Consider the following 11,636-nt stretch of genomic DNA (forward strand, 5'->3'; position numbering starts at 1 on the left):
TTCTTCATGTCACCAACGCTACGACCCGCCACCGACAGTTTTCGAATGTCTGGACGGGTAAGCATTACGAAACGATAACGAACCACCAGCCGTGTCGGCACGGGTTACCTTGTCGCTGGTCAAGGAGCGCTACACCAAATGCCAGAGCCCTGGCTTCCGTGAGGCGGCTTTAATAATTCGTGAGGAACGAGCGAATTTTCGTTGCCGCCGGCGGAAGCCACCCGTCGGCCGACCGCGAGGGGTCACCCACGACGGTCAGCCGCGGCGGGTCACCGCGACGCGTCGCCAACGCGAGCAAACGCAAGAGCACAGAACGACCGAGACGACCAGATGCCGAAGTTACTGCGCCTCGAGGATCTTCTTGAGCCGTTTGAGGTCCTTGTTGTTGGCACGGCGCATCGCCACCGACATCACCGGTGCGGCCAGCTTCGAGAAGCCCAACGGTTCGCCCCGGTTGATCAACGTCATGTGGGTTCCGCCGTCTGGCGCATCCGCCCAGCGGTAGATCGTCTCCATGGGGAACGGCCCCTCCGTCGTGCTCATGACGAACCGTTCTCCAAGCTCGAACTCGCGGACTTGGTACGTATAAGCGAGGCGCCGGCCGAGGAAATGGGCCACGAAGGCAAACCGGGATCCGACGGCGAGGGGCTTCTCTGTCATCCATTCCACGGTCTTGATGTTCTTGTACCAGATCGTCGCGTTGTTGGGATCGGAAGCGAACGCGGCCACCTCCAACCGTGAACATTGGATATCAATCGCGGTCTCGACATCTACATTCATGTCAGTCCTGGTTGCTGGAGGACGATTCCCGCTCACCGTAGTGGCGGATGGTTGGTTGTCTGGCTAGTTCCCTGAGTATGCGTCACACTTCTTCCGGAGCGCCTCAACGGATTCCGCCGGAACCTGGTCTCCCGCGTCCGCAATCTCGCGCAACGGATTGACGATTCCGTCGGGGACCCCGGCGGATTCAGCACCGGAAACGAGTCCCGACAAGAACTGCTGGTCCTCGGCGCTGATCTGGCCATCCTGCAACGGCTTACAGATCTGCTTTACGACTTCGCTGGTCGCTGCACCTGCGACATCGGTAGCGGCATCTTCAACAGTTTGGGTGGCGTCCGAAACGGCCTCGTCGGCAGCATCGTTCACGGCTTGCTCCACCTCACCACAGCCCGCCAAGAACAGGGCAAAGGGCACCAGCAGAAGGGCAGAATAACGTCGTGTCATGTATCAACGATACCGCCTTCGACGGCGTCCGTTATCACCCGTAAGAGCCGTCACTCGACATCCGGACGGGGGTAGTCAGTATACTTAGCACCGTACGCTGAACGGCATGGACCTACGTCGAAAGGGCACATCATGACTGAGCAGAAACCCGAAGACGACCTGACAATCGTCGGAGACGACGAGACGGACATTCCGGACCAAAACGTCGATGCGGTTCCGCCGGAAATTGTCGAGAGCGACGAGAATACGGTCGAGTCCGAGGAGGTGCAACCGGACAGCTATCCGCAGGCAGCCGAAAACGACCCGGAGCATTGGCAGCAGGACCCATTGATTTCAGGTGGTGCGGCTTCGGACGTAACCACGGATGAAGCAGCAGAGTACGACGGCGGAACGGCCGACGGCGTCACGGAGTTCGGCGCCACGAGTGACACCTCGCTGGACAATACGACAGGCTCGGCGGAGGACGAACTCTCCGACCAGACGTTGCGCGACGAAACCGCCGAGGAACGCTACCGCACCGGTGATGAGCAGATTGCGCCGGAAGAACCGACGATCGGCGAAGCAGCGGGCGACGTGGACTTCGGCGATGCGCTCGACGAGGAAGAGGTGGATGGCAGCGACGATCCGGCCAATGCGGGCGGGCGCCCCCTGAGCCGGTACAACACCGGAGATCCGGAGCAGTAAAGACGGCCGTCATCAAAGCGGTCCGGGTCTTCCGGCTCTACTGGATCGTCCTCTGACCCCTAGTATTGAGGCATGGGGAATTTTGCGATGGCCGCTGGCCGGAACGTGGTGCAGCCATGACCGTGCTCATCGCTGGATGCGGCGATCTCGGGACTGAGATCGGCCTGCGCTTTGCCGACGCCGGACACCGCGTGGTCGGGTTGCGGCGTTCCCCTGAAGTTTTGCCCGGCGCTATTGAGGGAATTCGCTGCGATCTCGCCCGTGAACTCCCGCGAGTGCCCGCGGACACCGCAATCGTCGTAATGGCGACCTCCGCGGACGGCCGCACCGAAGACGCCTACCGTTCGGCCTACGTGGATTCACTGAACAACCTGCTCGATGCGCTGGCACAGAGCGGCGCGAAACCATACAAGGTCCTGCTCATCTCCTCAACCGCTGTTTACGGGGTCGACGACGGCAGTTGGGTTGATGAGTCGACCGAACCTGAGCCTGCTTCCGGAACAGCTGAAATCCTGCTCGAAGCGGAACGCCTCCTGCACGCCCGCCTGCCATCCGCCGTCGTACTCCGGCTCGGTGGCATTTACGGGCCGGGCAGGGCGCGGCTGATTGACCAGATAAGGAATGGGACAGCAGAAATTCCGCTCACCCCTCAATACACCAACCGCATCCACCGCGACGACGCTGCTGCCGCCGTCGTACATTTGACCACTGCCGTGGACGCGCCTGCGCCGGTCTACCTGGGCGTCGATAATGAACCCGCCGCGCAAGGGGACGTTTTCGGGTTCCTGGCCGTTGAACTCGGTATGCCACATCCTTCATCCGGCGGCAGGATTCCAAAACGAGGTTCAAACAAGCGGCTCAGTAATGCCCTTTTGCGGAGCAGCGGTTTCGAGTTCAGCTATCCGACCTATCGCGAAGGTTACGGTTCCGTCCTTGCCGGGAGTGGTGAGCGGCATGGTTAAATCCGAACTCCCGCGGCGTAAACGGCCCGGCTGGCTGCGGCGTACCGGTATCGAGATCCTCGGCTGGACCCTGGTGGTCGTGGGTATCGGCGCCCTGGTCCTGCCCGGCCCCGGCCTGCTCACCGTGGTGGCCGGTCTGGCGGTGCTCTCCCAGCAATACGTGTGGGCGGAGAAGCAGTTGCATCCCATCAAGGTCAAGGCTTTCCACGCGGCAGCACTCGGCGTCAAAACCTGGCCGCGGATCGTCATCAGCTTTCTGGGCGGGGTGTGGATCATCGCCGTCGGCATCGTTTGGGGATTGCAGCCTGCGGTGCCAGGGTGGTGGCCTATCCATGATGACTGGTGGCTTCCGGGCGGTTGGGGCACCGGCAGCACGATGATTTTCTCCGGGCTGATCGCTTTCGCCCTGATCATTTACAGCATCCACAGGTTCGGCCGGAAGCGGGATCCGATCAGGGCGGCAAAGGAAGCTGCGGACGAGTCCGCCAAGGAGGTCCAAAGGGACGCCCACGAGGAAGCTGCCAGGGAAGAAGCTGACTGGCGGGAAGCTGCCCGGGAGCCTGCCCAGGAACCGCGGCGCGCGGAATAACGGCCCGCCGAATAACGTAACGACAAGGAACTGCATACAACCATGAAGAACTGGCCGTGGATACTGCTGTTCCACGCCGTTTTTCTTCAGCTCGCCGCCTACATCGTCCGCCCTGCCGCCGCCTACCGCGCGTTGGAACTGGGTGTCGAACCTGCCTACCTCGGACTAATCGCCGCCAGTTTCGCCATTGTCCCGCTCTTCGTCGCCGTCCTCGTCGGCAGGGCCACCGACGCCGGCCGGGAACCTGCCGTCCTCGGCATCGGTGCGGTTCTCATGGTGGGTGCCGGCGTCGGGCTTATTCTTTGGTCGTCATCGCTGGCCATGCTGCTGCTGTGGAACGTCATCCTCGGCCTCGGCCACCTGATGAGCGTGATTGGACAACAGAGCAGGATCGCCCGCGGAAACGCCAAAAAGCTCGACTCGGCTTTCGGACTCTACACGTTTGCAGGTTCCGCCGGGCAGGCCATCGGACCGTCGCTGATCATCGTATTTGGCGGCGGCCAGGTCGTGCCCGATACCACCGCACTCTTCGCCGCGTACACCGTTTCCTGCGTGCTGATGATGGTGCTGACAGTGTTCCTGGTCCGGCAGAAACCGGGCACCGGACCGGCCGCCACTCCCCCGCCGAAGAAGCTCAGGAATGCCTTGGCAGATACCACTCCGGCGGCCCGCAAGCAGCTCTTCGGCGCGATGGCGGTGTCCATGATGGTCCTCGCCGCGGTGGATCTGATCGCCGTCTACCTGCCCGCGCTTGGCGTAGAACGAGGCATCCCGGCGGCTGCCATCGGCATCCTGCTGAGCGTCCGCGCGGTGGCCACGATGGCATCGCGCCTCTATCTGGGAGGGCTGGTGTCCAGGATCGGCCGGTCTGAACTCATTGTCGCCTCGACCGCACTGTCCGCGCTGGCGCTCGGTGCGTTGGCGGTGCCGATGCCGGTCTGGGCTTTGGGCGCGGTCCTCGTCGTTGCCGGTTTCGCGCTCGGCATCGGTCAGCCCTTGACAATGACAGTCATCTCGCTGGCGGCCCCGCCCGGCACCCGCGGGACGTGGCTTGCGCTGCGGCTCAGTGCCAACCGGTTCGGCCAGTCCGGCATTCCGGCCGCCGTCGGGTTTGTCGCTGCAGCTGCCGGCGTTGCAGGTGTTTTCGGTGCGACGGCGGTAACGCTGGCTATCGTTTCGGGCGCCTCGTGGTTCGCGTTGCGGCGGGGTCGCTCGTAGCCACGCTCATTTCTTCCCACGGTCCGGCAGCGTCCCTCACCCGTTCCCACGGTCCAGCAGCCCGCTCATTCCTCCCGGGCGCGGATGGTGGCAGCGATGATTTCGGTCATGAAGCGGGTGACGAGCTCTCGTTCTTCGTCCGAATAGGAGGCGACCACAGCACCCAGATGATCGTTCAGCGGACCGAACAACGCCTTGCCGGTTTCCCGGGCGAGAGGCGTAACGTCCAAATTAACCTGGCGCCGGTCGGTTTCGCTGCGCCTGCGCGTGATGTGCCCTGCCCGGTCCAGTCTGTCGATGAGGGCCGTAGTGGCAGGCGAACTCAGGTTCAACTCCTGGCCGAGTCTCCCCGGCGTCGCCTCTTCTCCACGTCTCAGAGCTGCCATGACTGACCCCAGGGCGCTCAGGTCCGTGCGGTGCAGGTGATGTTTGGTGCTGAGGCCGTTGATGAAGCGATCGGTTTCCATGGTGAACTGCTGCAGCAGGATCAGCAACGACGCCGTCGCGTCCAGCCCCTCTCCCGCGCCGTGCTGTTCATCTTTTGACATGCCATCACTCCAATGTAGTATCTCCATCATGGAGACACTTTGCGGTAAAGGTAGATTATACTGCGTCGCCGCGGCACATCGCTGATGCGCCCTCATCACCAAACGTCGGAAAACCGCGAAGTACCGGGAAAGACCAGCCGTTGGCTCCGGATTTTCCTGCCTGCCGTCGTCATCATCATATGGCTGCTGGCCGCCGGTTTTGGTGGACCAACGTTCGGCAAGCTCTCATCGGTCGCCAGCAATGACCAGGCCTCCTTCCTCCCGTCGGACGCGGAATCGACCCGGGTTTCCCAGTGGCAGTCCAAGTTCCGGGACGCGGAGGCTATTCCGGCCGTCGTCGTCATTGAGTCAGAGGATGGCGTTTCCCGAGCCGAGCTGCCGCGGTACGCCGAAATAGGCGGGGAGCTGGCCGCCGTCGAAGGTATCCTTGGGCCCGACGACGGCGGTGGCGTGGCAGGGCCGATTCCTTCCAAAGACGGCCAGGCTGTGCAGTACATTGTTCCGGTCGCGGAGAGCGCCGACGTCGAAGTAGTTATTACGGAACTGACATCGGTGCTGGATGAATCGGTCCCGTCCGGTGCTTCCGCCTACGTCACGGGCCCCGCTGGATTGACGGCCGATCTGGTGGCTGCATTCGCCGGTATCGATGGCATCCTGCTGGCGGTGGCTTTGGCGGCGGTCTTCATCATTCTGCTGATTGTCTACCGTGCGGTGCTGCTGCCGTTCCTAGTGCTGTTTTCAGCCGTGTTCGCCCTGTGCGCCTCGATCCTGCTGGTCTACTACTTCGCGGATTGGGGCTGGATTTCCCTTAGCGGCCAGAGCCAGGGAATCTTGAGCATCCTGGTGATCGGAGCCGCCACAGACTATTCACTGCTGCTCGTGGCAAGATACCGGGAAGCACTGCTCGACTATTCCTCGCGGTGGGAAGCGATCTGGAAAGCCCTGAAAGCGGCGTTCGCTCCTATCCTCGCCTCGGGGCTGACGGTCATTATCGCCCTGTTGTGCCTGCTCTTTTCCGAGCTGAAATCCAATCAGAGCCTCGGACCTATTGCCGCGATCGGAATTGTCTTCTCGCTGCTGTCCGCCTTGACGTTCCTGCCGGCGTTGCTGGTGCTGTTCGGCCGGGCGGCGTTCTGGCCCTTCCGCCCCAAGGTCGCGGAGGGCGATTCCGAAACGGCCGCTTTGGACCTGCGTGGACACCAAAATGGCCAGCCGGATCGCCAAGTGTCAGCAAAGGCACTTGGCCTCGAAGGGTCGAAGGGACTGTGGAAACGGGTAGGTTCCCTCGTCGCGGCCAGGCCGAGAGTTACCTGGATCAGCACCCTCGTGCTGCTGCTGGCGGCTGCCGCCGGCGTGCTCCAACTGCAGGCCTCGGGTGTCCCCCAATCCGAGCTGATCCTGACCAAATCCGATGCCGTCGCCGGCCAGGAAGTTCAAGCGGAACATTTCGACGCCGGGGCCGGCAGTCCCGCGGTGATCGTCGCCAGTGAGGGGCAGGCGCAGCAAGTCCTGGCGGAGGTGGAACAAACGGACAACATCGCCGCAGCCTCATACGTCACCGGTCAGCAAGGTCGTCCCGCCGCCGGGCAGGAAGGTTCCCCGGGCGCCGGGCAGGAAGGTCCTCCAGATGCGAGGCAGGAAGGGCAGCCAGGTGCCGGCCCCGTTGAACCTGAGCCACTGATACGCGATGGCCGGGTCTTGATCAATGCGACCCTGGGGGTCTCAGTCGAGTCCGAAGCAGCTGAGGACGTCGTCACTGAATTGCGCCAGACACTGCCCGATTCTGATCCAGGGGCGCTGGTGGGAGGTACCACCGCCATCGCCGTGGACACCAATGAGGCGGCGCAGGAAGACCTGTACACCATCATTCCACTGGTGTTGGGAGTCATCCTGGTGATTCTGATGCTGCTGCTGCGCTCAGTCCTCGCGCCGGTGCTGCTGATCGCCAGTGTGGTGCTGTCCTACGCTTCAGCGATGGGCGTCTCCGCGCTGGTGTTCAACCACGTTTTCGGGTTCGACAGCGCCGACGCCTCCGTGCCGCTGTTCGGCTTCGTGTTCCTCGTCGCCTTGGGAGTGGATTACAACATCTTCCTGATGACACGGGTGCGCGAAGAAGCCGCGGTGCTGGGCACCCGTGCCGGCATTCTGCGCGGGTTGGTGAAGACCGGCAGCGTCATCACCAGTGCCGGTATAGTCCTCGCGGCCACCTTCGCCGCCCTGGGCGTTATCCCGATCCTGTTCCTGGTCCAGATCGCGTTCATCGTCTCCTTCGGAGTCCTGCTCGATACGGTCATCGTCCGCTCGCTGCTGGTACCCGCCCTGGCATACGACATTGGACCGGCAGTGTGGTGGCCCGGCCGGCTGTGGCGCTCGGAGAAACACCCCGAAGCGGCGCACGGCCGCCATCGAAAAAGCTCAGCCAGCCTAACAACCGGGGCGGAACTTCAGCGCTAGTGCCCGCTTTGTCTCCGTCCCGGAACTGACAAGCCTTAATCGCCTAATCTTAAGAATTCCAAGTGCCGTTCGTAGTGATCAAGGCAATCGTGAATCAGCTGGGTCGTTGAGTAGCCCATCACGTCATAGTCTTGCCCACCGTCGGACAGGTGTACCTCCAAACGCGCGTACTCGTCACGGCCTCCGACCATCCGACCGCCATAAGCCGGTACCGGCACGCTTTCGGACTGCACTCGGTAAACGAATGGGAACTGGGAGGAATCGGTCGTAAGTTGAACGGCACTATGGTCTGCTTCGCCGTCGGTGTGCACACGGGCCGGAACACCGCGCTCATTGAGCTCCTTGGCGACCTCCCGTAATGCAGGCGAGACGACGGCGTCAAGATGGGCGTGGGCCTCGTCCATGTCAACATAGTGCGTGGCGCGGGCCAGCCGTGTCTTCCACGTTTCCCGCTCTTCGAATCGTGCGGCCAGAACACGCGGACCACTGCGCGGGGTGGAATCTGCCCGGCGTGCCTCGAGGCGCAGCGCCTTGCGCAGACTGATCATCACCAAAATCAAGACGATGGAGAATGGCAGCGCTATGATGACGGTGGCGTATTGGAGGGCTGTAATTCCGCCGACGAGGAGCATGCCGACTGTGAGCAGACCGGTGACACCGGCCCAAGTGATTCGCAGCCAAGGCGCACAGTCCTCTTGAACGTGACGCAGGGATGAAGACAGATTCCCCATGACCAACGAACCTGAGTCGGCGGAGGTGACATAGAACAGCAAACCCACGAAGATCGCGACGCCAATGACTACACCGGAGAGCGGATACTGCTCCAATAAACTGAAGAATCCGAGGCCTGAGCCCGAAGCGGCCGTCTCGGCGAACTCCTGATCGCCGCTGCGGACCCGGGCGAGCGCAGCATTGCCGAAGACGGAAACCCACATCACGATATAGCTAAATGGAATGACCAATGTGCCCAACACGAACTCGCGGATTGTCCGTCCGCGCGAAATCCGCGCCAGGAACATGCCGACGAACGACGCCCATGCAATCCACCAAGCCCAGAAAAACAATGTCCACAGCGACATCCACTCGTCGGCATCGCTAAATGCGAAAGTCTCCAGCGTCTTACCGGGGAACATGCTGATGAAGTCGCCAATGTTCGTGACGATGGCAGCGAGCAGGAATCCGGTTTTTCCGGTAATGACAATCCATGCCGCCAGAGCTATAGCGAGGATCACGTTGATTTGCGAGAGAAGGCGAATCCCCTTGTCGACGCCGGTAGTGGCCGAGACTGCGGCCATGACAACAGCGAGGACAATCAACCCGATTTGGGCGCCAATCCCGATCGCGAGACCGAACAAGATATTCAGGCCGGCGTTGAGCAGCACCACGCCGATGCCCAGACTGGTCGCGACACCGAAAGTCGTACCGAGAATGGTCGCAGTATCGACCGCATGCCCAAGAACTCCGTTGATCCGGCGCCCGAACAGCGGGTATAACGCCGACCGCACCGCCAGTGGCAGATTCATGCGGTAGGCGAAGTAGCCCAACGCCAACCCCATCAGCGCATACATGCCCCACCCGGTTATTCCGTAGTGGAACAGTGTCCAGAACGTAGCTTCCCGCGCGGCTTCGACCGTTCCTCCTTGTCCCACGGGCGGACTGAGATACTGTGCCACTGGTTCGGAGACTGAAAAGAACATGAGGTCGGTGCCGATACCTGCCGCAAACAGCATGGCGGCCCAGGAAAAGGTCGAATATTCGGGACGGGAGTGGTCCGGGCCGAGGCGCACGCGCCCGAATCGCGAAAACCCCAGATAAATTACAAAGACCAGGATGACGGTTGCCAACGAGATATAAAACCAGCCCAGTCCATTGGAGACCCAGGCCACCATCGTGCCGATGACCGCTTCGGCTTGTTTCGGAGCAATTAGCGTCCAAACGGCCACCGCGAGTATCCCAACGAGCGAGGCGATGAAAACAGGCCACCGGACCGGGGCCGAACCCTTGAGTGTCTGGCGACCGGGGTCGCTATCGTTTTGCTCTGCAGTTGGGGAAGCTGTTTCACTCATCGTCTCTTTAAGCTCCTTCGTCAGACTGTTCGCTAACGGCCGTCTGGCGACCGCGAAACCCGGTACTTGGCGAGATACGGGCAAACTGCGTGTCAGCTGTGGTGGCGAATGTCACAGTCACTGGCATTTAGACTACTACTTCTTCTTCACGAGAACCCTCGCTGGCCGTCCGGCTTTTCCCCTGAGCACCTCGCCAAAGCCTTCACGGTAACAAAGTAACAGTATTGCCGCTGACCGGTTTAGTCAGCGGGACCGGTCCTTGACTTTCGCATAGGCATCCAGCGCCCGCTGGCGGGTTTCGCCCAAGTCGACGATGGGCATCGGATAGCCGGCCGCCGCAGCCCCGGGACTGTTCCACGGGCGGTGCACGTCCTTGGAGTCCAGTTCCGACAGCTCCGGCAGGAAGCGCCGTAGATAAGCGCCGTCCGGGTCGAACTTCCGGCTCTGCGTCACCGGATTGAATATCCGGAAGTACGGCGCGGCGTCCGCCCCGGAGCCGGCCACCCATTGCCAGTTTGCCGGATTATTCGCCGCATCGGCGTCGACCAGCGTGTCCCAGAACCACTGTTCACCGACCCGCCAGCCGACGAGAAGATTCTTGATCAGAAACGACGCCGTCACCATTCTGACCCGGTTGTGCATCCATCCTGTCTCCCACAGCTGCCGCATGCCGGCGTCGACCATGGGGTAGCCGGTCCGCCCTTGCTGCCAGGCCCGGACATCGTCGTCGGTATCCTTCTCCCACTCGAACGCGTCGTACTCCCTGCGGTAGTTCCGGTACGCCAGGTCCGGATTGTAGTAGAGGAGTTGCCAACAGAATTCCCGCCAGCCAACCTCCGAACCGAAGGTCTGCAGTTCATGCGCGACGTCGGCAGTCCGGCTGGCTTTGGCAGCGTGCCAGATCTGGAACGGGCTGATTTCCCCAAAACGCAGGTGCGGGGACAACCGGCTGGTCGACTCCTTGTCCGGGCGTTCCCTTCCGTCAACATAGTCTGTGAGGCGTTCATCGAGAAACTCATCCAGCCGCTGATGCGCGCCAACCTCCCCCGGCGTCCATTCCGCGCGCAACCCACCGGCCCAGTCCGGCGCCGTGGGTAGCAATTGCCAAGCGTCCAAATTATCCGAGGAGGGTTTCCTGTTCGTACCGGCAAGCTTGGCCGGTTTCAGTTCTTCCGGCGCCGGCAGCGGTTCCCTGGGTTCCGGTTGCGCCAGGCAGGCCCGCCAGAACGGTGTGAATACTTTGTAGTTCCCACCCTGACCGGTCTTCACCTGCCACGGCTCAAACATCAGGTTGGCCTGGAAGCTTTGCGCGTGGATGCCTTGTTTCTGGGCCCACTCTTTCAGGTTCGCGTCTGCCGTGCGTTCTGCCAGCCCATAACGCCGGTTCCACAGCACAGTCTCCGCGCCGGTCTCCTCCACCAGGTCCTTGACGACGACGGTTGCGTTCCCGCGCCGCAGGATCAGTTGCGTCCCTGTACCGCGCAGCTTCTCCTCAAGCACCTGCAGCGAATGGTGCAGCCACCACCTCGCCGCCGCGCCCAGTGGACGGATATCCCTGGCTTCGTCCAGGACGTACAACACTGCAGTCTGCCCGCCTCTTTCGGCAGCTTCATGCAGGGCCGGATTGTCATGGAGCCTCAGGTCGTCCCGCAGCCAAACAACCGTCGTCGTCACGAGGCCGGACGTCCCGCCTGGCTGCTGTTTTCTGCAGTCCGGACAATGTTGTCGGCCATCGAGGCAAAGACCCTGCCGTGGAATGGGAGGACGGCGAGCCAGTACAAACGGCCGGCCAACCCTTGCGGGAAGAAGATTGCGCGTTGGGTATAGACGCTGGCACTGCCCTCGTCTACGTCGTCGACATTGAGTTCGAGCCATGCCCGTCCCGGCAGGC

The 11,636-nt window shown here is 62.0% G+C and carries 11 protein-coding genes; 5 read left to right on the forward strand and 6 right to left on the reverse strand.

Annotated elements, in window-relative coordinates; genetic code table 11:
- Window positions 1-339 precede the first annotated feature (339 nt).
- Together Y707_RS0111240 and Y707_RS25265 are read right to left on the reverse strand one after the other, a co-directional pair.
- Window positions 340-780, reverse strand: a complete 441-nt coding sequence (locus Y707_RS0111240; protein ID WP_026535165.1) for an SRPBCC family protein — start codon at window positions 778-780, stop codon at window positions 340-342.
- A gap of 63 nt (window positions 781-843) precedes the next feature.
- Window positions 844-1,224 carry a hypothetical protein gene (locus Y707_RS25265; protein ID WP_035781339.1) on the reverse strand — a complete coding sequence of 127 codons (381 nt, stop codon included), beginning with the start codon at window positions 1,222-1,224 and terminating at the stop codon, window positions 844-846.
- A gap of 132 nt (window positions 1,225-1,356) precedes the next feature.
- Between Y707_RS25265 and Y707_RS0111250 the strand changes: the two genes are divergently transcribed.
- From Y707_RS0111250 to Y707_RS0111265, 4 genes are all read left to right on the forward strand, one after another.
- Window positions 1,357-1,908, forward strand: a complete 552-nt coding sequence (locus Y707_RS0111250; RefSeq protein WP_026535166.1) for a hypothetical protein — start codon at window positions 1,357-1,359, stop codon at window positions 1,906-1,908.
- A 116-nt stretch (window positions 1,909-2,024) separates the two neighbouring features.
- Window positions 2,025-2,870 (forward strand): NAD-dependent epimerase/dehydratase family protein, encoded by an 846-nt coding sequence (locus Y707_RS0111255; protein WP_026535167.1) that lies wholly within the window; start codon window positions 2,025-2,027, stop codon window positions 2,868-2,870.
- Window positions 2,863-3,459, forward strand: coding sequence for a PGPGW domain-containing protein (locus tag Y707_RS25270; protein ID WP_081744808.1), 597 nt, complete (start codon window positions 2,863-2,865; stop codon window positions 3,457-3,459). The genes Y707_RS0111255 and Y707_RS25270 overlap by 8 nt, the downstream gene beginning before the upstream one ends.
- A gap of 42 nt (window positions 3,460-3,501) precedes the next feature.
- The gene (locus Y707_RS0111265) at window positions 3,502-4,677 is read left to right on the forward strand and encodes an MFS transporter (protein WP_026535168.1); all 1,176 of its coding nucleotides are present in this window, start codon (window positions 3,502-3,504) and stop codon (window positions 4,675-4,677) included.
- Between the two features lie 65 nt (window positions 4,678-4,742).
- Here the strand turns inward: Y707_RS0111265 and Y707_RS0111270 are convergent, their stop codons facing one another.
- The gene (locus Y707_RS0111270) at window positions 4,743-5,225 is read right to left on the reverse strand and encodes a MarR family winged helix-turn-helix transcriptional regulator (protein WP_081744804.1); all 483 of its coding nucleotides are present in this window, start codon (window positions 5,223-5,225) and stop codon (window positions 4,743-4,745) included.
- 84 nt (window positions 5,226-5,309) lie between these two features.
- Here Y707_RS0111270 and Y707_RS25275 point away from each other — a divergent pair, with 84 nt between their 5' ends.
- Window positions 5,310-7,679, forward strand: a complete 2,370-nt coding sequence (locus tag Y707_RS25275) for an MMPL family transporter (protein WP_051441896.1) — start codon at window positions 5,310-5,312, stop codon at window positions 7,677-7,679.
- A gap of 35 nt (window positions 7,680-7,714) precedes the next feature.
- Here Y707_RS25275 and betT read toward each other — a convergent pair whose 3' ends face one another.
- From betT to Y707_RS29780, 3 genes are all read right to left on the reverse strand, one after another.
- Complete coding sequence (gene betT, locus Y707_RS0111280) at window positions 7,715-9,745, reverse strand: choline BCCT transporter BetT (protein WP_026535170.1); 2,031 nt, start codon at window positions 9,743-9,745, stop codon at window positions 7,715-7,717.
- Between the two features lie 243 nt (window positions 9,746-9,988).
- Complete coding sequence (locus Y707_RS0111285) at window positions 9,989-11,419, reverse strand: cryptochrome/photolyase family protein (protein WP_026535171.1); 1,431 nt, start codon at window positions 11,417-11,419, stop codon at window positions 9,989-9,991.
- On the reverse strand, window positions 11,416-11,636 hold a 221-nt coding region (locus Y707_RS29780; RefSeq protein WP_035781341.1), incomplete at its 5' end, for a DUF2867 domain-containing protein. The genes Y707_RS0111285 and Y707_RS29780, both read right to left, overlap by 4 nt.

The organism is Arthrobacter sp. H14 (assembly GCF_000520495.1).
Lineage (GTDB): Bacteria > Actinomycetota > Actinomycetes > Actinomycetales > Micrococcaceae > Arthrobacter_C.